Here is a 23,086-nt window from a genome sequence, read left to right as displayed (position 1 = left end):
CATGCACACGTTGGTGTTCATCCCTGACCGACACTTATAACGAGACTGCGCTGTGATTCCTGATCCCAAACGTACACGCCAAGGCGTGTTATTGGCCCTGGCGGCCTACATTATGTGGGGTATCGCCCCCATGTACTTTAAAACGGTCAACCATATTCCGGCGCCGGAAATTTTAGCGCACCGGGTATTGTGGTCGTTTGTCTTTTTGGCATTGCTGCTTTTTTTCACCCGTCGTTTTTATCAGCTCAAGCCGATTATCCGCGAACCGAAAAAGCTGTTGATGTTAATGCTCACCTCTTGCTTTATTGGCTGTAATTGGCTGATTTTTATCTGGGCGATTGTTAATAACCGCATGCTGGATGCCAGCCTTGGCTACTACATTAATCCACTGGTGAACGTGGCGCTGGGGATGATCTTTCTTGGTGAGCGTTTCCGCCGTCTGCAGTGGCTTGCCGCCGCGCTGGCGTTGGTGGGAGTGTTGGTGCAACTGATCACCTTTGGTTCACTGCCTTGGATTGCGCTGGTGCTGGCCACCAGTTTTGCGATTTACGGCTTACTGCGCAAAAAAATCAATCTTCCTGCGGTGCCGGGTTTGTTTGTGGAAACCTGCACACTCTTACCCATTGCGCTGATTTATCTGTGGCAGTTTGCCGATACACCCAGCGCCAACCTGCTCGAGAATCCCATTAGCCTCAATATGCTACTGGCCGCTGCCGGTTTGATCACCACGGTGCCTTTACTGTGCTTTACGGGTGCTGCCACCCGCTTACCCTTAACGGTATTGGGCTTTTTCCAATATATCGGCCCTAGCTTAATGTTTTTACTCGCCGTCGGCTTGTATGACGAACCCTTTACCCCAGATAAAGCCACCACCTTTGCCTTTATTTGGGCCGCCTTGGCGATATTTAGCTTTGATGCTTATCGGGCAAAACAACAGCAAGAGTCCAAGATAGAGACCACGCCTTTGTCAGCAGGAAAATCAGGATGAATGAGTTCGCTATTCTCGCCACGCTGGCGGGGGTACATATGATTGCGCTGCTCAGCCCCGGGCCCGATTTTGCCTTGGTGCTCCAAAATGCGACCCGTTATGGCCGTGCCACTGGCTTAGCGATCGCACTAGGGTTATCGCTCAGTATTTTGGCGCACACAATACTGAGCATTACCGGCATCAGTCTGTTGGTGCATCAGCACCCACAACTCTTTATGTGGGTGCAAGTGGCGGGGGGCAGTGTGCTGATGTATTTAGGCCTTAGCGCAATCAAAGGCTTGCTCGCCGCTACCACAGCGCCGGCACAAGCCGCCAATGATGCGCCTGCGGTACGCGGCCAAAAACAGGCCTTTTGGAAAGGGGTGCTGACCAACCTTTTTAACCCTAAAGCCTTGGTGTTTTTTATTTCCTTGATGAGTACCTTGGTGCCGGCCAGCATGTCTGCCAGTGGCAAAGCCATAGCCGTGGCGGTGGTGTTCCTACTCTCATTGGGCTGGTTTTCGTCACTCGCCTGGCTGCTATCAGGCAGTCGCGTACAGCAAGTGCTCACCAAAGTCGCCCCGGTTATCGATGGCCTGTGTGCACTGTTATTTTTGCTGTTAGGTGGCGCGGTCGTTTGGCAAGCCGGCGTGTTCGGCTAACGCCGCGGCAGAAAAAGCAGGCAATGGGATAAAGACCAATACGCCCAGCCAAGGCTGGGCGTATTTTTGACGTTAAGCAGCCGAGATTAAAGCGCTTCCAGTTTGGCGTACTGAGTCACCAACCACTTAATCCCTTCCCCATTAAAGGCAACTTGTACGCGGCTTTGCCCGCCACTGCCTTCAAAGTTGATGATGGTGCCTTCACCAAACTTAGGGTGTTGAACCCGCTGACCCAAACTAAATCCGGTTTGGTTAAAGTTCTCCTGAGTCTGCGTTTTGGAAAAACGACCACCGCTGGCGGCAGGGCGTGAGACATTGGCACGCATGCGCACTTCTTCCAAGCAGGCCTCGGGCAGCTCACGAATAAAGCGCGAGATCTTATGGAACATGTCTTTGCCGTACACACGGCGCATTTCTGCGTAGGTGAGATAGAGTTTTTCCATCGCTCGCGTCATACCGACATAGCAAAGGCGACGCTCTTCTTCTAAGCGACCCGCTTCTTCGGCTGACATCTGGCTGGGGAACATGCCCTCTTCTACCCCGACCATAAAGACTAAGGGGAACTCGAGGCCTTTGGCACTGTGCAAGGTCATCAATTGGACCGCATCATCAAACTCGTCCGCTTGACCTTCACCGGCCTCAAGGGCGGCGTGGGCCAAGAATGCCGACAGCGGTGTCATGCCTTCCGCTTCCGCCTCTTCGGGCGGCGTAAATTGGCGCGTGGCCGTCACCAACTCTTCCAAGTTATCGACGCGTGCTTGCGCTTTTTCGCCTTTTTCTTGCTCGTACATGGCGCGCAAGCCGGAGTGACGGATCACGGCATCGGTCTGTTGATACAGCGCCATGTCACGGGTGTCATCTTCTAGCGCATTGACCAGCTCGATAAACCGGCCCAACGCATTGGCCGCGCGTCCTGCCAACGCTTTTTCTGCCAAAATTTGCTCGGCAGTGTGCCACAAGGTTTGGCCGCGATCGCGCGCCGCGCCACGGAGCGTCTCAAGGGTACGATCACCAATCCCTCGAGTGGGCGTGTTCACTACCCGTTCAAACGCCGCATCGTCATTGCGATTCGCCATCAAACGTAAATACGCCAGCGCATCTTTGATTTCTTGGCGTTCGAAAAAGCGCATACCGCCGTAGATACGATAAGGCAAGCCAGCTTGAATTAAGGCTTCTTCCAGCACCCGAGATTGGGCGTTGTTGCGGTATAAAATGGCGCTATCAGTGAGCGCGCCGCCTTCGTCTTGCCAGGTTTTGATTTTCCCGACCACAAACCGCGCTTCATCCAGTTCATTAAAACCGGCATACACAGAGATGGGCTCACCCTCTTTGCCCTCGGTCCACAAGCTTTTGCCCATCCGGTCGGCATTGTTTTCAATCAGGGTGTTGGCCGCTTGCAAAATCGTACTGGTTGAGCGGTAGTTTTGCTCCAAACGAATGGTCTGTGGGGTAGTGAAATCGTCCAGAAAACGCTGAATATTCTCGACTTTCGCGCCACGCCAGCCGTAAATAGATTGGTCGTCATCCCCCACAATCATTACATGCGCCTGTTGGCCCGCCATCATACGCAGCCACGCATATTGGATGTTGTTGGTATCTTGGAACTCATCCACCAAAATGTGCTGGAAACGTGCTTGATAGTGTTCACGGATCACTGCTTTATCGCGCAATAACTCTAAGGTTCGCAGCAAGATCTCGGCAAAATCCACCAAACCGGCGCGATCACAGGCTTCTTGATACGCCTGATAAATCCGCAGCCAAGTGCTTTCAACCGGATCATGGCGGGTATCAATGTGCTTGGGACGCAAGCCTTCGTCTTTTTTGCCATTGATATACCAACTCGCTTGCTTGGCAGGCCAGTGTTTTTCATCCAAGTTTTGCGCTTTAATTAACCGGCGTAGCAAGCGCTGCTGATCGTCTGAATCAAGAATTTGGAAGTCTTGTGGCAGGTTGGCGTCCAAATAGTGGGCACGGAGAATACGATGACAAATACCGTGGAAGGTACCACACCACATGCCAGAGGCCGTGCCTTGCATCAATTGCTCAATACGGCCACGCATTTCCGCTGCTGCTTTGTTGGTGAAGGTCACCGCCATCACCGAGAACGGCGACGCCTCTTCCACCCGCATCAGCCAAGCCATACGATGAACCAGCACACGAGTTTTACCACTGCCAGCACCTGCCAGCACCAAATGGTTGCCGAGCGGCGCGGCCACGGCTTCACGCTGTTTGTCGTTGAGTCCGTCAAGAAGAGTTGATACGTCCATCGCCACCTGCCATTTTACTGGGTATTTATACACTGGTTGGCGATTATACCAGCTCAGCGCTAAATTGCGCGCCCGATCCCGGCGCAACTTTTTTAAGTTTAAAATTCAGCAGTTTATCCATAACCATGCAAAAAAAACACTTAAATGATGAAAGATTGTGCAATGTTTTCCTATCTTGATTTATAGGCCCACCACGAATCAGAGGGCTGATAACACCAACACGGAACAAGAAGAGGATACATGATGAAAAACACTAACCTAGCTGTTGCCGCTGCTGTCACAGGATTGTTGGCGGTGGGTACCACCACACTCACTAGCGCACCGGCCCATGCGGCAGAAAAAGAAAAATGCTACGGCGTCGTTAAAGCAGGGGAAAACGACTGCGCCACCAACACCAGCTCCTGTGCGGGCACGTCAACGAAAGATGGCCAAAAAGACGCTTTTGTCATGGTGCCTGAAGGCTTATGCGACCGCTTAGTCGGCGGCAGTACCTCGTCATCCTGATATGGCGCGCCCGGGCTTGCCCCGGGCTTTGTCACTCGACCACAAGGAGCGACCATGGATGAAGCAACCATTTTGACTGGCGTGGGACTCAGACAACCCCATCTCACCTACTTCGACCACTATCGCCCAAAGCTTGGCTGGTTAGAAATCCACAGTGAAAACTATTTCCGCCCTCACCGTCCGGCTTTTTCGACCTTGATGCGGTTACGTGAGGATTACGCCATCAGCTGCCATGGCGTGGGATTATCGCTGGGGAGCGACGAGCCGCTTGATCGGGCCCATTTAGACAAGCTGTGTACACTGGTCAAACACGTCGAGCCACTGTTTGTGTCTGACCATTTAAGTTGGAGCCGGATAGATGGGCAGCACTTTCACGATTTACTCCCCCTCCCTTACACCGAGCAGGCATTGCGGGTGTTTTGCGCCAATGTGCAGCAGGTTCAAGACGCGCTGCAGCGTCCTCTGCTGATTGAAAACCCATCGAGCTATTTAAGCTTTGCTCAGGGTGACTACCACGAATGGGAATTTCTCGCCGAAGTGCACGCTCGCACGGGCTGCGATTTACTGCTCGATTTAAATAATGTTCATGTCAGCGCGTTTAACCATCATTTTAGCGCCAGCACCTACCTTGACGCGATTCCTGCCCATGCGGTGAAAGAGATCCACCTGGCAGGGTTTACCGTCAAACACACACCCGCAGGAGAGATTTGGATAGATACCCATAACCAGCCAGTTAGCGAGGCGGTGTGGACGCTCTATCAACAGTGGATTGACCGCCACGGCCCACGCCACACCCTCATTGAATGGGATAGCGACTTGCCCACGCCCGAGCGATTGTTAGCAGAAGCGGCCAAAGCCCACCACCGACTGGCTCGACACAAGGAGGCAGTATGACGCTAGCCACCCTGCAACAGGCCTTTGCGGCCACATTGCGGGACGACCCTCAGCCGCTGCCGATAAAAGACGGTCGCCTTGCCGCTGACAAGCGAGTGCAGATTTATCGCAACCATTATGTGGTCACCCTGACCGACACCTTAAAATGCGAGTATCCCAAGACCTGTGCGCTACTGGGTGAGGCGTGTTTTGACGCGGTAGCCCGTCATCATGCGATGGTGCATCCCCCGCAAACCGGGGTGATGGAAGACTATGGCGCACAGTTCGATGCGACCTTGCGCGCCCTGCCCAATATTATCGAGCCCGTGCCGTGTTGCGCCGAGCTTGCCCGTTTTGAGTGGGCGCAAGTAGCGCTCACTCTCGCCCCAGCGTCTCCACCGTTTGAAGGCAGCGCGCTCTCATCGCTAAGCCCTGAGCAACAAGCGCAGGTTTGTTTACCGCTCAACCATCAAGCTCGTTTGTTTGAAAGTGACTACGCGGTGAGTGACCTGTGGCAAGCGATCGCCACCGAACAGTTCGAGGGCTTGGTGGTCGAGAAGCCGCAAGCTTTGTTGCTGGTTGCTCACCACGACAAGGTGCATTGGTACGCGCTCAATACCCATCATGTCAGCGTGCTAAAAACCTGCCCCCATACACCATTAGGCGCGCTGTCAGAGGCGCAACTGGCGTGTGTGTCTGAGCTCGCGGCCATGAATGCATTTACCACCCCAACGACTGCCTATAATGCAAAGGAGTAAGCCATGTGGCTAACCACGATCAATCACACCTTCACTCGCGCGCTTACGCCACTGCAGCCGTTACTTCTGCTAGTGGGCCGCGTCTATGTGGCATGGATTTTTTTTCAATCTGGGCTGATCAAATACCAAAGTTGGGACAGCACCTTATACCTGTTCGAGTTTGAGTATCAGGTGCCTTTGCTGCCGTGGCAGCTGGCCGCGTATTTAGGGACCGCGGCGGAGCTGATTTTGCCGGTATTTGTTGCTTTGGGCCTGCTCGCGCGTCCCATGACCTTGGCGCTGTTTGTGTTCAACATTGTCGCGGTCGCCTCCTACCCACTGCTATGGGAGCGTGGCTATGATGACCACATTATGTGGGGGGTGATCTTGTTGGTGGTCAGTGTGTGGGGGCCGGGTTGGTTTAACCTCGATAACTGGCTAGCCCGCAAACAAAGCGGCAGCGATTAGCGGAGCCTCTGCTGAATAAGGGTATCGAGTTCAGATAGATCGTCGATCGCCACATCCGGCAAGGTGCGCCCTTTATGCATCATGGGGGACTGGCGGTCTGGGCGGATCCAACAGGCTTGCATGCCCGCTTGGCGCGCGCCAGCCACATCCGAGCTTAAGTGATCGCCCACATGTAAAATACGCGCCGGGGCAAGATCCAAGGCCTGCGCGGCCTTATCAAACATCTCGGGGCTCGGCTTGGCCTCTCCGTGTTCACCGGCACGGAAAATATGCTGGAAAAACGGCGTCAGGCCAATCGCATCAGTATCGACGTTGCCGTTAGTGATGGCCACCAATGGCAGTTTCTCGGACCAGGCTTTTAAGTAAGCCAAACTTTGCGCCGGCGGGGTAAAGTCACTGCGATATCCGCAAAAGAAGGTCGTCGCCGCTTGAGCTTGTGCGCGCGCTTTCTCCGCGGTTAAACCAACATGCTCTCCGGCTAAGGTCAGCTGGGCAACTCGCATCGCGGTGACGTCAAAGCGTTGGGCTGGATTCTCATCACGGGCTTGGCGGCGAAATCCCGCAAGGGTGGTTTTATCAAGCGCGGCGAGCGGGGGGCAGTGCTCACTCAAATAGTCGCTTAGCGCCGCCTCCGCGCGTGCGATCACCGGCCAGTTATCGTACAAGGTATCATCCAAGTCAAAACTCACCGCATCAAACGCGTTTAAGCGACGATAAAATTTCATATCACGACTCCGAGTTGTTTTTTTTGCCTGCGCTGGGTTTACGAGCCCCTGTACTACGGGCACGAGGATGCGCCGCGTCATACACTTTGGCCAAGTGTTGAAAGTCCAAGTGGGTATAAATTTGTGTGGTGCTTAAATCGGCATGGCCGAGCAGCTCTTGCACCGCCCGCAAATCCCCAGACGACTCCAGCATATGCGTGGCAAAGCTGTGGCGCAGTTTGTGAGGATTAATATGGCTGTTTACCGCCTGCTTTTGTCCCCACTCCGCCATACGTTTTTGCACGCTACGGTGCGAAATTCGCTGGCCCAGTTTAGAGATAAATAGCGCCTCTTCTGGCCCTTTGAGGAGCTGGTTACGCACTTTCAGCCAGTTCATCACCCAAGTTTTAGCCATGCCGGAAAAAGGCACGATGCGCTCTTTTTCCCCTTTACCGGTGACACGCAAATCCCCTTTACGCACCGAGACATCACGCACGTTGAGATCTACCAGCTCGGCTAAACGCAATCCTGCGCCATACATCAGCTCCATCATCGCCCGATCCCGTACCGACAGCGGGTCGTCTTGATCCACCTCGAGCAGCTGATTCATTTCATCCACATCGAGGTTTTTCGGCAACTGGCGCCCTTGCTTGGGCGCGGCGACCCCTTTGGCCGGATTAGCCGCGAGCTGCTCGGTTTGCACGAGATAGTCGAAAAAGCTGCGCAATGCGGACAGCCGCAACGCAATACTGCCCGGTTTGAGGCCATCGCGTTTGGCTTGGCTCGAAATTTGTCGCACCCAGTCGGCATCTACATCTTGCCAATGAGCGATGCCCCGCGCGGTCAGAAAGTCGACAATCTTATCTAACTGGCGCTGATAATTACGTTGCGTATGGGCACTGAGGCCCCGTTCGCTGAGCTGATATTGATAAAAGCGGTCAAGAGGGACCGTCAGTGAACGGGGGGCATTAGCAGCTTGGTCAGACGTTACCGTGGTCACTGACGCTCACCCCTTTTTGCCCATTGGCTACATAAGATGGCTAAGTGCGAGGCCAGTTGTTCAATAAAGAGCGTATCCATTTCTGGCTGAAAGTGCCCGCCATCGGCGCTCGCAAAGCTCAACAGTCCCCACTCTTTGCCTTCCCCTTTAATCGGTACCAGCGCGAAAGAACCTAGCTCCGGTGGCGTTGCCATCACCGCTTCCGCATCCACACGGCGTAAGCGCCCAAGATAACAAGGACGTCCGGCAAAATGATGGCTTTTTAATTGCTCCACCACCTGACGCGAGATGGTCTGCAGCCCGTCGATTGGCGCATACACCCGTAAGCTAACGCTCAGTTGCAGTTGTTCGCTAAGTGCCGTTAACGCTTTTTGCACCGCCTGCGGTGTGTCGGCACGCAACAGTGCCTGATGCGCCTCAGCAAAAGCACGAAACAGGGCATCGTTTTTCGCCCCTAGGCTCATTAGCTGAGTAATGTCTTCTTCCAGCTCCGTCACCCGTTCACGCAGGCGCTTGAGTTGGATTTCCACCAGCGATACCGCACCTTGCTCACCGTGTGGCACGGTCAGCTGCGTCAGTAAATCACGATGGCGAATAAAAAAGTCTGGATTGTCTTTTAAATACGTCGCCACCGCCTCGTCGCTCAGTGGCATGGTTTCCAGTGTCGAGGCTTCTACCCCATCATTCATAATTGCCATTGTCCATCAAATACATGTGTCGCTGGGCCTGTCATTGATAAAGGGTGACCCGGCCCACGCCAGCGAATGCGTAAATCTCCACCGGGTAAACTTACCGTCACTTGCTCATCAAGCACGCCTTGCATGATCCCGACCGCCACCGCGGCACACGCGCCACTGCCACAGGCCTGGGTTTCGCCGGCGCCGCGCTCGTACACTCTAAGCTTAATCGCATTACGCGATAGGATCTGCATAAAGCCGGCATTGACCCGCTCAGGGAAGCGTTCGTGACTTTCAAGTAACGGCCCCAAGGTGTCCACATCAGCGTGGTCGACATCCTCAACCACAGTCACCACATGCGGGTTCCCCATGCTCACGGCACCAACAAACAAGGTCTGTTCCGCCACCCGCATCAAGTAGGTTTTCTCTTGTGAGTTAGCACGAAACGGAATTTTCCCCGGTGTGAAGACCGGCTCGCCCATGTTCACGCGTACCTGATTGTCGTTTTCAATGTGCAGCAGCATTTTACCCGCTTGGGTGCTCACGCTGATCTGATGCTTATTAGTCAGGCCTTTCATTCGCACAAAGCGCGCAAAGCAGCGCGCACCGTTTCCGCATTGCGAGACTTCCGATGCGTCAGGATTAAAAATGCGATAGTGGAAATCCGTCTCGGGATCGTAAGGTGGCTCCACGACCAATAGCTGGTCAAACCCGACGCCACGCTGACGATCAGCCAAACGCCGAATCAGATCCGGCGAAAAGAACGCGTTTTGCGTCACACAATCAACCACCATGAAGTCGTTGCCCAGTCCGTGCATTTTTGCAAACTGTACCTGCATGCCAATCCTTATTCTGGTAGGCGCTGTTCAAGCTGCCATAACGACGCCAAGCTTTCGCGCTCGCGCACAAGGTGCGCCTGGTCACCATCAACCATCACCTCGGCAGGACGGCAGCGTGAGTTATAGTTTGACGCCATCACAAAGCCATACGCGCCGGCTGAGCGCACTGCCAGTAAATCACCGGCTGCTAGCACCAACGAACGGTTTTTGCCTAAGTAGTCACCGGTTTCACACACTGGGCCAACCAGGTCATAGGTTTGTGGCTCACCGTCGCGCGGTACTACAGGAATGATCTCTTGATAAGCTTGATACAAGGACGGGCGAATTAAATCATTCATCCCCGCATCGATAATGGCAAAGTTTTTGTGCTCACTGTGTTTAAGAAATTCCACCTTGGTGAGCAAGACGCCGGCATTAGCAGCAATGGCGCGGCCCGGCTCAAAAATCAGCTCAAGATGACGATGATTATCCAAACGCGCCAACAGCGCTTTAGCGTATTCCGACGGCTGAGGCGGTGTCTCGTCGCTGTAGGTCACCCCTAAGCCCCCTCCCACATCCAGATGGCGAATCGTAATGCCTTCGCCGGCCAAGGTATCAATCAGCGCCAGCAAACGGTCAGTGGATTCAATAAAAGGGGCCAGTTCGGTCAGTTGAGAACCGATGTGGCAATCAATGCCTTCGACCTTAAGGTGTGGCAAGCTGGCCGCATAACGGAAGCTCGTCAGCGCTTGATCAAAGGCAATGCCAAACTTATTGTCTTTCAACCCGGTAGAAATATAAGGGTGAGTATTGGCATCCACATCGGGGTTAATACGCAACGATATCGGCGCTTGCACACCCAATTCGCCCGCCACTTGGTTTAAGCGGTCGAGTTCAGAGTGTGATTCCACGTTGAAGCACTTGATGCCCACGTCCAGCGCGCGACGCATCTCTGCGGCCGTTTTGCCGACGCCAGAAAACACTACTTTCGTGGGATCACCACCGGCGGCAAGCACCCGCTCCAATTCACCTTGAGAGACAATATCAAACCCTGAGCCCAAACGTGCCAACACATTTAATACGCCAATATTAGAATTCGCTTTAACGGCATAACACACCAAATGCGGGTGGTCGCCCACGGCGCGATCAAACGCGTGCCAGTGGCGCTCAAAGGTAGCACGCGAGTAGACATATAAAGGCGTGCCGTGATCGTGGGCCAGTTGGGTTAAGGGCAGTGATTCCGCCCACAGCTGGCCGTCTTCCTGATAATTGAAATAGTCCAAGGTGCTCTTCCCTGTCGTCGTTGGTTATTGATTTTGTGTCGGTTGTTCGTCCGGATAATACAGGGGCCCTTGTTGGCCACAGCCGGTCAGTGTCATGATGACAGTGAACATCAGTAAAATGACGAGTTTTCGCATAGTGAATGCCAGTGATTATCGAGTCAATGCCCTCTATAATCGCATCACAACCATGAAAAGCAATAGGATGTAACGGGATGAACACAACGGAATATCATCAGTTGGTCGATTTACAAATGCAGGCCATTGAAGAAGGTATCGATGACTCAGGCGCCGACATCGATTATGAGAGCGTTGGCAACGTGATGACGCTGGAATTTGATGATGGCCGCCAGATCATCATTAACCGCCAAGAGCCTATGCAAGAAATTTGGGTGGCGTCAAAAAGCGGTGGGTTCCACTTTGCTCTTAAAGACGGCGAGTGGACCTGCAGCAAAACCGGCTTGATTCTGATGGAGTTGGTTCAGCAAGAGTGTAGCAAGCACGCGGGTGAGCCTGTCTCTTGGTAAGAGGGCGCGGGGAAAGCACCCATGAGATCCCGCGCATCGGGATCTCATGTTTACTTAAATGAGGCGACTTGCCCGGTAAACCCGCCTTGAGAAGGCGGACGTGGTGGCTGCCACTGACTATCACATTTAAAGGGTAATGCTTGGGTGTCGCCCCTGTCATCTGTGACAATCTGATAAAACTGCGGCAAATTAAAGTTAATGAAATTGGCGCTGTAGCTGTAACGGTCGTGGGACGAGGTATAAAAACGGTTGACGCCCTGCACCATTTCGGTTTTATCCCCGCTGCACTGGCGATACACTTCCACCCGGTTATTCTCGTCGAGAATATAGAGGTTGTAACCATTGGTGCAATCTTCAAAGAAAAACTGCACCAAGCCCTCGCTGGCATAGGCATCCACGACTTCTGGCGGATGCACATCCTGCGGATTATCCACCACCATCACTGGCGTACCGTTGACCTTGTTGGTGGAAATACAGCGATAAAAGTCGACCGAGTTTTCCAACCGCTGGACGGATACGCCACGACGCTCAAAGAATAAACCATGGGTTTGCTTGCCAATCCGTAGCGCCTTAAAGCGGCGACGTTTTTCTTTCTCAACCGGTTTAAGACGCAGCTCAATGCACTCCGCCACCAGTTGGTAAACCAAATTACGGATTAAGCCGCGCATTTTGCTCGAATAACAGAACACATCGACCGACTCTGGCGGCACCGCATCCTGGTGCATTTTCCCCAACATGGTTTTCAATGCTTCCAAAATGGCATCGTCGCCCCGGTAATTGAGCGTGCGCACCTCGTTCCATGAGTTGCGGTAAACGAGGTCAACACTGCCCACCAAGCAGGTTTGTTCCGGGCCATAACTGAATATGTCGCTATTTTTGAAATCAAAGCGCATCGACGGCTTTTTGTACGCTGATGTCGGGTCTTGCTCTAAATTGACAAACAACGCGAGCTGACGGATTTCGCATGGGCTCGACAGCGCATCCAGCGTCGGGCGTGGTGGGTTGAGCGAGAAGGTGTTGCGAATATCGCTCACCAACTGATAGAGAGTATCAAGGTTAACATCGGCATCCCGCACCACAGTATCCAGTCGGGTAGACTCGGTTAGCAGGCCATTAAAAAATGCCCAAGCGACCAGCTTTGAGAGGTAGCTGTTGTGCTCAAGAGGCGCGCGACCGATGATATCGACCGGATCAAGCGAGTGCTTGTACAAATACCATCCCGGCGCATTCGTCCGCCCCTCAGGCACTTGAATAAAAGTGAGATCCGCTTCGTGTAAATCTGGTGAAATTTGCGGGTTAAGCAAGGTCACTTTACCCGGCAACTCTTCAAATGCGGCGTAGAGTTTGCGAGCAAGAATGCTGATGTCTTGCGGACTGATCGCGGATGTAATGTCGTTACGACGCGCAAAGCGGATCAGGTTACGATAGCTTTGCATCAAGGCATCAAGCAATTCATTGTGCGCGTATTGGACTTCTTCGACTTTCCAATGGCGACGGTTGTCGAGGTAAGCCAATGCTTGCTCATCCCAACCCCATTCACGCGCTAACAAGCGCAGCACTTCACGGCGCCAGGCGACCGAGCCAGTCGCTGGGGATTGCGTCAATTTCTCGTGGGTTTTCAGATAAAAACAACGGCGAACCAAATCTAACCGGCGCGTGTCACCAATCGATTCCAAGTAACGGGTGACTTTTTCCAGCATCAGGTAATAGGCGTCAGACTGATACACATCAACCCAACCGGCATAGAAACGACGCTTACCATCGACACTCAACAGCTGGGTGCCGGGGTACTGCCACGAGTACGCCTCGAGCAAAATGGCTTTGAGCACCGACTTATACGGCGAATCAATGCTTTTATACAGCTGCCACAAACTCGAGCCAAAATACTCTTCGGCGGGAATGGTGGGCAAACCACCAAAATCAACCCAATTACGACGGTCAAGGCCATGTTCAGCCACCAGTGTATCGACGTATTCCTCGTAGCAGCCTTCCATTTCTGGTGGGACCATGTACCACAACAGTTTTTGCCCAGCGAGTCGCATCGAAGAGCGATAGAACTCATCAAGCAGCAGGAAGTGCTGACTGGTGCCGCAGTTGTCACTGGTCATTGCCTGGGAGAGGTGATGACGAAAACGCCCCTCACAAACCACAAAAAAGTTGGCTTCGATCCCTTGGCTTAACGCCCATTCAGAGATCGCCATACACTTGGCATCGAGTTTATCGCGCTGAGCAGCCGTCACCGAGGCATCGATGCACACCCAGATATCGAGATCACTGGTGAGACTTTGCCCCATGGACCCGGTACTGCCCATGGTATACATGCCTTTAATCGGATGGCGCTTACGGCCTTCTAAACAGGCAGTTAAAGAGGAGAAACGGGTATCTGAGTGGATCAGGCAGTCAGAGACAAACTCACGCTGTGTCTCATCGAGCGCGTAGTCAGCAATACCGAAAGGCACGCTGTCGCCACAAAACCCGGGTAATGCGGGGTGATTTAGATGTAAAAGCACTGGCAGCACATCAAAGATAGCTTGAGCCTGACGACTCATCGCGGACCGCGCGCGATCCATTCTCACGCGGTTAAACGCTTCTATGCGCTCAGTTTGCTGTTCTACGTATGTTTGCAAGGCAATCATCCAGATTCGTTGACATCCCGGTCAACAGGTCGACGTTACTGTCTTCACCGTATCCGCCCAATTGCAGATAACAAAACGTGATCAATGTAACACTCTCGACAACTCGGGTAAAGCCAATAACCCCGATGCCTGTGTGGTGGTATCAAGGTCGCACTATAGGTGCTTTTTGAGACCAATATCAACTTTTCTGCTCTACTACCTTAGTCGTAACTCAGCCATATTGCCGCGTTAGGATCTCATTATTTGCGTAAATAACACGCTACCGATCACATTTTTTCATCTATATGACCATAACGCCGTCATAAATCGTCAAACCGCATGGCAGAGATTACGAGTCGCCCAGCGCCAATGTTACGATGGACGTTATGAACCAAGAAGGAAAATAAACCATGTACTCAACGCCTGTACGCATTGCCACGCGCAAAAGCCCTTTGGCTCTCTGGCAAGCTGAATTTGTTAAAGACGCATTAGAGCGCTCTCACCCGGGGCTAACGGTTGAACTGGTGCCAATGGTGACGAAAGGTGACGTGATTCTGGACACGCCTCTGGCAAAAATCGGTGGTAAAGGCTTGTTTATTAAAGAGCTTGAACAAGCCATGCTCGACGGTCGCGCCGACATCGCCGTGCACTCAATGAAGGATGTCCCGGTTGAGTTCCCTGAAGGATTAGGGCTGGTCACCATCTGCGAACGTGGCGACCCCCGTGATGCGTTTGTCTCCAATCATTACGACAGTATTGACGACTTACCTGAAGGCGCCGTGGTGGGTACTTCTAGCCTGCGCCGTGAATGTCAATTACGCGAGCGTCGACCTGACCTGGTGATTAATACTCTACGAGGCAACGTGGGGACACGCCTCGGTAAACTCGATGACGGCCAATACGACGCGATCGTCCTCGCGGCCGCCGGCTTAAAACGATTAGGCTTGAATGAACGCATTCGCAGCGAAATTCCCCCTGAAGTGATCTTACCCGCCGTCGGCCAAGGTGCCGTGGGAATTGAGTGCCGATTGGATGATGAACGCATTCGCACCTTACTCGCGCCACTGTCTGATGCCAGCACCACCCAACGCGTATTGTGTGAACGCGCAATGAATAACCGTCTCGAAGGCGGCTGTCAGGTGCCCATCGGCAGCTATTCAGAAATTCAAGGCGATAAAATTTGGCTACGTGCGCTAGTCGGAGAGCCAGACGGTTCGACCATTTTGCGCGCCGAAGTCACGGGCCCGCTTGAAAAAGGCGAACAGCTCGGCACCGATTTAGCCGAGCAACTTCTCGCCCAAGGCGCGCGGCAAATACTGGATAAGCTTTACCAAGACGACGCATGACCATTGTTGTTGTTCGCCCCGAGCCAGACTGCAGTCAGTTAGTCGATCAGCTTGCACAGCAAGGGCTGTCCGCGATCCCCTGTCCACTGTTAAGTTTTGCGCCGGGGCAAGGCTTACCCTCTCTGGCCAACCTGTTCGCCTCACTGCCTACCGATAGCGTCTTGGTCGCCGTGAGCCCACGCGCCGTGGCATTTGCGCATCAAGCCTTGCAACACCAAAGTGGAAGATGGCCCAGTGACTGTCACTACGTCGCCGTTGGGCAACGCACCGCCAACGAATGGCAGGCCGTCTCGGGGCAGCCTATCTTGACCCCCACCCGTGAAGACAGCGAAGGCATGCTTGCACTTGCCCCTTTTAGTGCCGTGACAGGGACGCAAGTGGTGATTCTGCGCGGGGAGAGTGGACGCGATATGATGGGGCAAACGTTACAAGCACAAGGCGCGCAAGTTCACTATTGCGAGACCTATCGGCGACAATGGGCGATTGAGCCTTTAGTATCGCAAGTAGTAAGCTGGCCGCATGACGCTATCGACATAGTGGTTATCACCAGTGGCCAACAATTAGCCTACTTTGATCAACTTATCACACTGAGCGGACAGCACTGGCTGCGCCAATGCCGTATACTAGTGCCCAGTAAAAGGATTCAAGATCAAGCCTCTGCGCTTGGTTTTGACACGATTACGACCGTTGACAGCGTGGCCAATGATGCACTGGTTAACACGCTGCTCAGGTTAAGTAAAACGGGACTTTCGGATGACTGACAACAAAAATACCGACACCAAGCAAAGCAAGGCCACCACGCCATCTTCACCCAAGACCCACGCTACCGATGCGCCGGCACCAGAAAAAGCCAGCAAAACCTCATCGGGGGGACGTGGCGGCATACTACTCGGCGCTATCGCCATCGCCTTGGCCCTCGGCTCCAGTGGCTGGGTATTTTACCATGGCCACCAGCAAGCCACCGTGTTGCAAAACACCGTATCCGCGCAACAATCTCATATCTCACGCCTTGAGCAAGATCTTAACCAACAAAAACAAGCGGCAGAACAGGCGCGAGAACAACTTAAAGCCACCACGCAAACACGTTTGAACCAGCAGGACAGCAGTTTATCTAGCTTGCAAAAAGCCGTGGCGGAAGTGAAAGGCCGACGCCCCAATGACTGGTTACTGGCTGAAGCCGACTATCTGATCCGAATGGCAGGGCGTAAAATTTGGCTCGAACAGGATGCCCAAAGCGCCACCGCCCTGATGGAAGCGGCCGATCACCGCATTGCTCAGCTCAACGACCCGTCCTTGATGCCGATTCGCCAAGCGATGGCTGACGATATCACCGCGTTAAAGGCGGTAAAACGGATCGATAGAGATGGGATTGTACTGCGCTTGACCAGCATGCAGCAGCGAGTCGAAAACCTCCCGCTTGCCAGTGCCGTGATCCCAGAAGCACAAGAAGTAGAAAAACCCGTGGTGTCTGAATCGGTCAATGACTGGAAGCGCAACCTCACCACGTCGGTTACCGATTTTGTCGATAACTTTATCACCTACCGCAAACGTGACGGCAACGTGGTGCCCTTGTTATCGCCCACCCAAAGTTATTACCTGCAAGAAAATCTCAAGAACAAGCTCGATCAAGCGATGCGCGCCGTGTATGAGGGCAATGATACCCTGTATCACCAAGCGCTAGAGATGGGAAAAGACTGGACACTACGCTTTTATAATCAAGATGCGAATGCCACGCGCCGCTTTGTCGAGCAGCTTGATGAGCTAAACCAACAAACCATTGGCGTCGATCTGCCGCAAAAACTGAAAAGCCAGTCGCTAGTCAGTGATGAAATCAATACCCGACTGCGCCGAGACATTGCGCCGCTGACAGGAGGCCAATCATGATTAGATTGCTTTTGCTCGTCCTTGTTCTGGCGGCCGGATTAGTGGTTGGCCCGCAATTAGCCGGACAGCAAGGTTATGTGCTTATTTCCGCTGCCGAGCAGACACTGGAAATGAGTGTCACGACTTTGTTGGTACTGGTTGGCATTTTAATCGCAGTATTATGGGCACTTGAGTGGCTACTGAGAAAGCTTTTATCTATCAGCAGTACCGCAACAGGCTGGTTGTCCGGCCGTAAGCAACGCAAAGCGCGCCAACAAACCCAAACCGGCTTAATCAAGTTACGCGAAGGGGAGTGGAAAAAAGCCGAAAAACTCCTCGCCAAAGCCCGCCCTCACAGCGATGCGCCCATGCATAACTTATTGGCTGCCGCGGAGGCGGCACAGCAGCGACAAAACCTGCAGGCGCGTGACCAATACCTGCAGCAAGCCGCTGATCTTAACGCCAATAGCTTGGCTCTCGCCCTGACTCGTGCGCAACTCCATAGCCAAAGTGGTCAGCACGAAGAAGCCTTAGCCTCGTTGCGTGCGATTAAACGTCAGCATCCTCGCAACCCAGTGATGCTGGCGCTGCTCAAAGATACCTATATTCATCTAGAGGATTGGTCTGCCCTACTCAACCTTCTGCCCACGTTGAAAAAGGCCCAGCTGCTTGATGATGCGCAATTTGATGCCTTGCACGAGCGAGCCGAGCTGGGCGTGATGGCCCATGTCGCCAGTCAACAAGGCACCGAAGGGCTGCTGGCGCATTGGAACCAACTCCCCAAAGCCAAACGCAACCAGCCTTCACTCTTAGCAGGGTTAGTCAAACATCTCGCGGCGCGCAATGCCGACTCAGAAGCCTATATTCTGCTGCGTGAGGCCTTGAAAAAACGCACCGATGATCGCTTGATTGCGCTGATCCCGACACTAGACTTACCAGATAACTACCCCGCGGTGGTGATGCTAGAAGAATTGCTCACACAAGATAGCCGCAACCCTGTGCTTCATAGCGCGCTTGGGCAACTGCTTATGCAGTCGGGAAAATGGCAAGATGCGCGCAGTCACTTTGAAAACGCCCTCGAGTATCGCACGGATGTCAGCGACTATGCGTATTTAGCTGATGTGTTAGATAAGCTTGATCAAGGTAAAGCGGCGAGTGATGTCTCACGTACAGCGTTAAAGTTAGCACTGCCTGAACAGCCCCCCGCGGCATAGCATTTCGGCCAAAAAGCCTCGCTATTCGCCGAAAAGCCCGTCAGTTCAGTTCGCCGTCTAATGCGGAAAAGAACGCCCCGCACTGCGGGGCGTTTTATATTGCGGGTAAAGACTACCGTTTTTTACACAGGACATTGAGCGCCGCATCGGCATTACGTGTCACCACTTTGCCACTTCGGGCGTCCACCCCCTTAGCGCCTTGCACCCAGTACGGTAAGCGCATGGGGAGCTGATCCGTCGCTTTTGCCACTTCCACTAATTCCTGTTGGGAAGCCAACATCATGCCTTCGCGTTGGCAACGAGGGGCCGCCTGCGCATAAGGAACGCGCAACCAACTCATGGATTTTTCCATGTACTGTTTATCTCCGGCCTCAGGCTCCGGTAAACCAAAATGGCTTAAGGTAATCGCCGTTTCCATCGGCGCCGACGTTTCATCCTCCGGGGACGATTGGGTTTGAGACAGCGGCGGTAAGCGGATCACGGCTGGTTGCGACAATGGCTGACGAGTTTGGCGTAACACCGCTTGTTTGGTCGGCCCAAATTGACGCACACGTCTCAGCACCAACTGTGCCACGTCTAGGTTAGGATACGGACCAATCAAGCAACGTCCTCGGCCCTCGCGCACTTGCACTTGAAACGGTAAGTCCGGCAAGCCTTGACGCAGTGACTGATAGAATTGACGCGATGGCACGCCTTGCGTCGCACCGCATTGCACCCAGAACGCGGCACTTTTGGGATCGGGGGCTTGGTTGCCCCACAGACCTTGTCCGATATCACATGTCTCACCAATGATTGGCCAGCCTTGCTGGCGGTCAACAATCGCGCAAGGGCTCTGTTCTGCGCGCACTGGCGCACTGATTGCCCACATTGCTACCACACTGACAGCCAAACCTCGCCACCGCCCCATGAGTCGCTCCCTTGATAATCTAATCTGCTCAGCTTAAGCAAAGTCATACATTGACTCAAGCCACTGATCACCAAGCTGTCAGACAGCCATCAAAAAAATGGCTGCATTCGCAGCCATTTTCCTTACCCTTTGTAGATTTTGGGGTTGAAGACATCCCGCAACCAATCGCCGAGCAAGTTGATCACCAGTACCAATAAAACCAACACGATGCCAGGGAAAGCAGTGATCCACCACGCCCCTGAAAAGATGTAGTTAAAACCGATGCTGATCAACGACCCCAGTGATGGCTGATCGACAGGCATCCCTAGCCCCAGGAAAGACAGTGCCGCTTCCGACATGATTGCGTTAGCCACCTGCACGGTCGAAATGACCAAAATAGGCGATAAGCAGTTGGGAAGAATATGACGGAACATGATACGAGGCGAGCGGAAACCCATTACCCGCGCCGCTTCTACATATTCCTTTTTCTTTTCTGCCAGGACAGACGCACGAATGGTCCGCGCATACTGTGGCCACTCGGCAATCCCGATAATCACCACCAGCATTAAAATCGCGTATTGGCTGTAAAACTCACTGCCAAAGCTGGCCTTAAAAATCGCTGAAACAATAATAGCGACCATCATGGTCGAGAAAGACAGCTGGATATCGGCGATACGCATAAAAAAGCTATCAATGCGGCCACCAAAATAGCCGGCACTCAGACCAATCACCGTCCCCAGAATCAACTGTAGGCCGACGGCACACAAACCTATGGTCAAAGAGATCCGCAGACCATAAATAATGGTCGATAAGATATCTCGCCCTTGGTTATCGGTCCCGAGCAAAAAGCGCGGATCGCTCCACTCCATCCAAACGGGGGGGAGCTCAGAGTCCATAATATCAATCGCCATTAAATCATAGGGATTGGTCGGGGACACTAAGGGCGCAAAGACCGCCAGCAATAAGAACACCATGAAAATGGTGAAGCTAGCGATCGCCACTTTATCGCGTTTGAAGTGATAAAAGAAATCCGAGTCTAAGAAGCGCTGCCAGCGACTTGGTGTCGTATTTGTTTGTGTCATCGCTTACGCCTCCTTGCCGGTTAAGTTAACCGTTGGGTTAATCAAGCCATAAAGCAGATCGACAATGGTATTGGTCACCACAAAGATCAGCCCGACGAAAATCACGTAAGCGGTAATCAACGGCGTATCGACACGGTTAATCGCTTCAAGGAACAAAAAGCCCGTCCCGGGCCATTGGAAGACAGTCTCGGTCAAAATGGTATACGCAATCATGGTACCGATTTGCACCCCGCCAACCGTTACAACCGGCAGCATGGTGTTTTTTAACGCGTGTTGATAATAGACCTTGTTTTCGGGTAACCCTTTAGCACGTGCAAATTTCACATACTCGGTGCCTAACGCTTCCAGCATTTCAGAGCGCACCAAGCGGATAAACAAAGGCAACATGATGGACGCCAGCGACACAGAAGGCAGCACCAAGTGTGCTAAGCCATCCAGAGTGAAAAAGCCGGACTCCCAACCGAGCCAATTGGCGGTTTCTCCGCGTCCATAGGAGGGCAACCAACCTAATTCAATCGAGAAAACATACATGAGCATGATCGCGGTTAAGAAGACAGGTATCGAAATACCCACGATACTAAAGCCCATGATTATCTTGGTGAGCATGCTATTGGGGTGAATCGCCGAGTACACGCCGAGTGGTATCGACACCACGACAATGATCAGTGCCGCCCCCGCCACGAGTTCTAGCGTTGCCACCAATTTATCTAAAATGACATCCACGACTGGACGCTTAAAGAAATAAGAATTGCCTAAATCCCCTTGTAGGGCCTTGCCTACAAAGCGGGTATATTTGGTTAAGAAGGGATCGTTAAGCCCCATTTCATCACGCAGCGCATCACGCTCCGCTTCTGATACTGATTGCCCCACCAGCTCCCGCAAGGGGTCGCCGAGGTTGTCTTGGATAGCAAACGCCACCAGACTGATGACAAACATCACAATCAGTGCCTGTACCAGACGTTTGACTAAAAACGTTACCATGTGTGCCTCTAAGCGATTGGATAATCAGGACCCCAGTGGTTGGGGCCCTGTTTTAGTCCATTACTCGACCACTAGATCGCCGAAGTAAGGGAAGTTCATACCGTTAACGATCGGCTCGATGTTAACGTTATTTTTGGCTGCCCATGATGGATCTTGCCAGTGCAAAGGTAAGAAGGCCGCTTCGTCATACAGGATCTTCTCAACCTTTTTCAGCATGGCACTACGCTTTTCCAGATCCGTTTCTGAGTTGGCTTCCATCACCAGCTTGTCCACTTCGCTGTTCGAGTAGTGACCACAGTTGTATTGGCCCTTACCGGTGTCAGCGTCACGGGTCATGGTGAGGAACTCAGTGAAGTTGGCAGAATCTTCTGTATCTGGGTGCCAGCCGATCATCTGCATGCCGGCTTCGCACTTATCGAACTCAGGCCAGTACTGCGCTTTTGGCATGGTCTGCAAGTCAACCTTGATACCAATTTTCGCCATCATTGCCGCCACCGCTTGGGCGATTTTTTCATCGTTCACGTAACGGTTGTTGGGCGCAATCATGGTGACTGAGAAACCATCAGGATAACCGGCCTCTTCCATCAGCTTTTTCGCTTTGGCCAAGTCATAACGCGGCGCTAAATCTGCGTTATAGCCTGCGTAACCAACCGGGCTTTGCTGACTCGCGGGCGTGGCCGCCCCTTTCATGATCTTCTGCGCAATACCTTCATTGTTGACCGCATAAGCCACCGCTTGACGGACACGTGGATCTTTAAACTCATCCACCACGCTCTGGTTCATTTGGAAGGTGATCACGCGCGTCCCTGGCATGGTAACCAGTTGCAGCTCGTCGGCACGTTCGAGACGGCGATAATCGTTAGGAGAAACAGGCGCAATCATATCGACATCACCAGACAGCAGTGCTGCAACACGGGTGGCATCTTCTTTGATCGGACGCAGTGTGATGTTATCCACATTGCCTTCGCTGTCTTTGTCCCAGTAATTCTCATTACGGTCAAACTCGACGACCACGCCTTGTTCACGCTCGTCGACCACATAAGGGCCTGTGCCTGATAGGTGTGTTGATGCATAGGTTGAGCCATTTTTCTTCAGCTCAGCTTTATCACGGCCGTCTTCGGTCTCACCACTGTAGAATTTGCTGTCCATGGGGAATACGTAGGTCATGACGTTTTCTACCAGCGGATAGGTACCGTCCGTGACCACATCTACCGTGTGCTCGTCGACTTTCTTGATGTCAACGATTGGGGTGAAAATCCCTTTAAAATCCGGTGATGACTTCAAACGGTCAAAGGTCCAGACGACATCGTCAGCAGTAAATGCGTTACCGGAGTGGAACGTCACGCCTTCGCGAAGGTTGAAACGCACGGTTTCATTATCGATACGCTCCCAAGACGTGGCGAGACGCGGCTCAAAATCCATCTCTTGGGTAAAACGGACCAAGGGGTCGAAGACCATGTGTGATAGCTGTAGCGTACCACCGGAAAGCTGCTCATGAGGGTCCAGTGAGACCGGATCCGCATCATAAGCGACGGTGATATCCGCTGCCGCGGCACTTACGCTCAGGCCGGCGGCCATAAGCGCCACGGCAATCTTGCTCTTCATTGTTTTCATT

At 53.0% G+C, this 23,086-nt stretch carries 23 protein-coding genes; 11 read left to right on the top strand and 12 right to left on the bottom strand.

The annotated features are described in order from the left end of the window. Positions 1-55: 55 nt before the first annotated feature. Together rarD and BGL48_RS00335 are read left to right on the top strand one after the other, a co-directional pair. Positions 56-988: an EamA family transporter RarD gene (gene rarD, locus BGL48_RS00340; protein WP_069360820.1), complete on the top strand. Its 933-nt coding sequence runs from the start codon at positions 56-58 to the stop codon at positions 986-988. Further along, entirely contained in the window at positions 985-1,629 is a 645-nt protein-coding gene (locus tag BGL48_RS00335) for a LysE family translocator (RefSeq protein WP_069360777.1), read from the top strand. The genes rarD and BGL48_RS00335 overlap by 4 nt, the downstream gene beginning before the upstream one ends. 86 nt (positions 1,630-1,715) lie before the next feature. Here the strand turns inward: BGL48_RS00335 and uvrD are convergent, their stop codons facing one another. Beyond that, the gene (gene uvrD / locus BGL48_RS00330; protein ID WP_069360776.1) at positions 1,716-3,896 is read right to left on the bottom strand and encodes a DNA helicase II; all 2,181 of its coding nucleotides are present in this window, start codon (positions 3,894-3,896) and stop codon (positions 1,716-1,718) included. 243 nt (positions 3,897-4,139) lie between these two features. Here uvrD and BGL48_RS00325 point away from each other — a divergent pair, with 243 nt between their 5' ends. Genes BGL48_RS00325 through BGL48_RS00310 form a run of 4 tightly spaced genes read left to right on the top strand, consistent with a single transcriptional unit; the run spans position 4,140 to position 6,478 of the window. Then, positions 4,140-4,400 (top strand): DUF2282 domain-containing protein, encoded by a 261-nt coding sequence (locus BGL48_RS00325; RefSeq protein WP_069360775.1) that lies wholly within the window; start codon positions 4,140-4,142, stop codon positions 4,398-4,400. Positions 4,401-4,454: 54 nt separating this feature from the next. Then, positions 4,455-5,294 (top strand): DUF692 domain-containing protein, encoded by an 840-nt coding sequence (locus tag BGL48_RS00320; protein ID WP_069360774.1) that lies wholly within the window; start codon positions 4,455-4,457, stop codon positions 5,292-5,294. After that, positions 5,291-6,031, top strand: a complete 741-nt coding sequence (locus tag BGL48_RS00315) for a DNA-binding domain-containing protein (RefSeq protein ID WP_069360773.1) — start codon at positions 5,291-5,293, stop codon at positions 6,029-6,031. Before BGL48_RS00320 ends, BGL48_RS00315 begins: the two co-directional genes overlap by 4 nt. 3 nt (positions 6,032-6,034) lie before the next feature. Beyond that, on the top strand, positions 6,035-6,478 hold the full coding sequence (locus BGL48_RS00310; protein WP_069360772.1) for a DoxX family protein: 444 nt from the start codon (positions 6,035-6,037) through the stop codon (positions 6,476-6,478). On the opposite strand, the gene BGL48_RS00305 is transcribed toward BGL48_RS00310, so the two are convergent. From BGL48_RS00305 to lptM, 6 genes are read right to left on the bottom strand one after another with little or no spacing between them, the layout of a single operon-like run. Next, the gene (locus BGL48_RS00305) at positions 6,475-7,203 is read right to left on the bottom strand and encodes an HAD-IA family hydrolase (RefSeq protein WP_069360771.1); all 729 of its coding nucleotides are present in this window, start codon (positions 7,201-7,203) and stop codon (positions 6,475-6,477) included. The genes BGL48_RS00310 and BGL48_RS00305 overlap by 4 nt on opposite strands. A 1-nt stretch (position 7,204) precedes the next feature. Then, a complete protein-coding gene (xerC, locus tag BGL48_RS00300; RefSeq protein ID WP_069360770.1) occupies positions 7,205-8,182 on the bottom strand; it encodes a tyrosine recombinase XerC in 978 nt (325 codons plus the stop codon). Beyond that, positions 8,179-8,880 carry a DUF484 family protein gene (locus tag BGL48_RS00295; RefSeq protein WP_241828106.1) on the bottom strand — a complete coding sequence of 234 codons (702 nt, stop codon included), beginning with the start codon at positions 8,878-8,880 and terminating at the stop codon, positions 8,179-8,181. Before BGL48_RS00295 ends, xerC begins: the two co-directional genes overlap by 4 nt. Beyond that, the gene (gene dapF / locus BGL48_RS00290; protein ID WP_069360768.1) at positions 8,868-9,698 is read right to left on the bottom strand and encodes a diaminopimelate epimerase; all 831 of its coding nucleotides are present in this window, start codon (positions 9,696-9,698) and stop codon (positions 8,868-8,870) included. Before dapF ends, BGL48_RS00295 begins: the two co-directional genes overlap by 13 nt. Before the next feature lie 8 nt (positions 9,699-9,706). Continuing rightward, positions 9,707-10,960: a diaminopimelate decarboxylase gene (gene lysA / locus BGL48_RS00285; protein ID WP_069360767.1), complete on the bottom strand. Its 1,254-nt coding sequence runs from the start codon at positions 10,958-10,960 to the stop codon at positions 9,707-9,709. A gap of 24 nt (positions 10,961-10,984) precedes the next feature. Next, a complete protein-coding gene (lptM, locus tag BGL48_RS16415) occupies positions 10,985-11,095 on the bottom strand; it encodes an LPS translocon maturation chaperone LptM (protein WP_219722564.1) in 111 nt (36 codons plus the stop codon). A gap of 77 nt (positions 11,096-11,172) precedes the next feature. Between lptM and cyaY the strand changes: the two genes are divergently transcribed. After that, positions 11,173-11,484 carry an iron donor protein CyaY gene (gene cyaY, locus BGL48_RS00280; protein ID WP_069360766.1) on the top strand — a complete coding sequence of 104 codons (312 nt, stop codon included), beginning with the start codon at positions 11,173-11,175 and terminating at the stop codon, positions 11,482-11,484. A 50-nt stretch (positions 11,485-11,534) separates the two neighbouring features. Here cyaY and BGL48_RS00275 read toward each other — a convergent pair whose 3' ends face one another. Then, positions 11,535-14,120 (bottom strand): class I adenylate cyclase, encoded by a 2,586-nt coding sequence (locus BGL48_RS00275; protein WP_069360765.1) that lies wholly within the window; start codon positions 14,118-14,120, stop codon positions 11,535-11,537. Positions 14,121-14,509: 389 nt separating this feature from the next. Here BGL48_RS00275 and hemC point away from each other — a divergent pair, with 389 nt between their 5' ends. Genes hemC through BGL48_RS00255 form a run of 4 tightly spaced genes read left to right on the top strand, consistent with a single transcriptional unit; the run spans position 14,510 to position 18,522 of the window. Continuing rightward, positions 14,510-15,445 carry a hydroxymethylbilane synthase gene (gene hemC / locus BGL48_RS00270; protein ID WP_069360764.1) on the top strand — a complete coding sequence of 312 codons (936 nt, stop codon included), beginning with the start codon at positions 14,510-14,512 and terminating at the stop codon, positions 15,443-15,445. Further along, positions 15,442-16,206: a uroporphyrinogen-III synthase gene (locus BGL48_RS00265; RefSeq protein ID WP_069360763.1), complete on the top strand. Its 765-nt coding sequence runs from the start codon at positions 15,442-15,444 to the stop codon at positions 16,204-16,206. Before hemC ends, BGL48_RS00265 begins: the two co-directional genes overlap by 4 nt. Then, entirely contained in the window at positions 16,199-17,329 is a 1,131-nt protein-coding gene (locus BGL48_RS00260) for a uroporphyrinogen-III C-methyltransferase (RefSeq protein ID WP_069360762.1), read from the top strand. Before BGL48_RS00265 ends, BGL48_RS00260 begins: the two co-directional genes overlap by 8 nt. Continuing rightward, a complete protein-coding gene (locus BGL48_RS00255; RefSeq protein ID WP_069360761.1) occupies positions 17,326-18,522 on the top strand; it encodes a heme biosynthesis HemY N-terminal domain-containing protein in 1,197 nt (398 codons plus the stop codon). The genes BGL48_RS00260 and BGL48_RS00255 overlap by 4 nt, the downstream gene beginning before the upstream one ends. Positions 18,523-18,634: 112 nt before the next feature. Here the strand turns inward: BGL48_RS00255 and BGL48_RS00250 are convergent, their stop codons facing one another. From BGL48_RS00250 to BGL48_RS00235, 4 genes are all read right to left on the bottom strand, one after another. Next, positions 18,635-19,429: an SPOR domain-containing protein gene (locus tag BGL48_RS00250; protein WP_069360760.1), complete on the bottom strand. Its 795-nt coding sequence runs from the start codon at positions 19,427-19,429 to the stop codon at positions 18,635-18,637. A gap of 122 nt (positions 19,430-19,551) precedes the next feature. Next, positions 19,552-20,490: an ABC transporter permease gene (locus BGL48_RS00245; RefSeq protein WP_069360759.1), complete on the bottom strand. Its 939-nt coding sequence runs from the start codon at positions 20,488-20,490 to the stop codon at positions 19,552-19,554. A gap of 3 nt (positions 20,491-20,493) precedes the next feature. Then, positions 20,494-21,471: an ABC transporter permease gene (locus BGL48_RS00240; RefSeq protein ID WP_046074479.1), complete on the bottom strand. Its 978-nt coding sequence runs from the start codon at positions 21,469-21,471 to the stop codon at positions 20,494-20,496. A 60-nt stretch (positions 21,472-21,531) separates the two neighbouring features. Next, positions 21,532-23,085 (bottom strand): ABC transporter substrate-binding protein, encoded by a 1,554-nt coding sequence (locus BGL48_RS00235; RefSeq protein WP_069360758.1) that lies wholly within the window; start codon positions 23,083-23,085, stop codon positions 21,532-21,534. Between the last annotated feature and the right edge of the window lies 1 nt (position 23,086).

Origin of the sequence: Salinivibrio sp. SS3 (assembly GCF_001722105.1) — a bacterium.
Lineage (GTDB): Bacteria > Pseudomonadota > Gammaproteobacteria > Enterobacterales > Vibrionaceae > Salinivibrio > Salinivibrio kushneri.
Note: the sequence above shows the minus strand (reverse complement) of the source record. Positions and strands in the feature narration are given on the sequence as shown.

Coding starts and splice junctions, on each gene's coding strand:
- BGL48_RS00335 (WP_069360777.1), top strand. CDS start 985: ATGAATGAGTTCGCTATTCTCGCCACGCTGGCGGGGGTACATATGATT.
- uvrD (WP_069360776.1), bottom strand. CDS start 3,896: ATGGACGTATCAACTCTTCTTGACGGACTCAACGACAAACAGCGTGAA.
- BGL48_RS00325 (WP_069360775.1), top strand. CDS start 4,140: ATGAAAAACACTAACCTAGCTGTTGCCGCTGCTGTCACAGGATTGTTG.
- BGL48_RS00320 (WP_069360774.1), top strand. CDS start 4,455: ATGGATGAAGCAACCATTTTGACTGGCGTGGGACTCAGACAACCCCAT.
- BGL48_RS00315 (WP_069360773.1), top strand. CDS start 5,291: ATGACGCTAGCCACCCTGCAACAGGCCTTTGCGGCCACATTGCGGGAC.
- BGL48_RS00310 (WP_069360772.1), top strand. CDS start 6,035: ATGTGGCTAACCACGATCAATCACACCTTCACTCGCGCGCTTACGCCA.
- BGL48_RS00305 (WP_069360771.1), bottom strand. CDS start 7,203: ATGAAATTTTATCGTCGCTTAAACGCGTTTGATGCGGTGAGTTTTGAC.
- BGL48_RS00295 (WP_241828106.1), bottom strand. CDS start 8,880: ATGGCAATTATGAATGATGGGGTAGAAGCCTCGACACTGGAAACCATG.
- dapF (WP_069360768.1), bottom strand. CDS start 9,698: ATGCAGGTACAGTTTGCAAAAATGCACGGACTGGGCAACGACTTCATG.
- lptM (WP_219722564.1), bottom strand. CDS start 11,095: ATGCGAAAACTCGTCATTTTACTGATGTTCACTGTCATCATGACACTG.
- cyaY (WP_069360766.1), top strand. CDS start 11,173: ATGAACACAACGGAATATCATCAGTTGGTCGATTTACAAATGCAGGCC.
- BGL48_RS00275 (WP_069360765.1), bottom strand. CDS start 14,120: ATGATTGCCTTGCAAACATACGTAGAACAGCAAACTGAGCGCATAGAA.
- hemC (WP_069360764.1), top strand. CDS start 14,510: ATGTACTCAACGCCTGTACGCATTGCCACGCGCAAAAGCCCTTTGGCT.
- BGL48_RS00265 (WP_069360763.1), top strand. CDS start 15,442: ATGACCATTGTTGTTGTTCGCCCCGAGCCAGACTGCAGTCAGTTAGTC.
- BGL48_RS00260 (WP_069360762.1), top strand. CDS start 16,199: ATGACTGACAACAAAAATACCGACACCAAGCAAAGCAAGGCCACCACG.
- BGL48_RS00255 (WP_069360761.1), top strand. CDS start 17,326: ATGATTAGATTGCTTTTGCTCGTCCTTGTTCTGGCGGCCGGATTAGTG.
- BGL48_RS00250 (WP_069360760.1), bottom strand. CDS start 19,429: ATGGGGCGGTGGCGAGGTTTGGCTGTCAGTGTGGTAGCAATGTGGGCA.
- BGL48_RS00245 (WP_069360759.1), bottom strand. CDS start 20,490: ATGACACAAACAAATACGACACCAAGTCGCTGGCAGCGCTTCTTAGAC.
- BGL48_RS00240 (WP_046074479.1), bottom strand. CDS start 21,471: ATGGTAACGTTTTTAGTCAAACGTCTGGTACAGGCACTGATTGTGATG.
- BGL48_RS00235 (WP_069360758.1), bottom strand. CDS start 23,085: ATGAAAACAATGAAGAGCAAGATTGCCGTGGCGCTTATGGCCGCCGGC.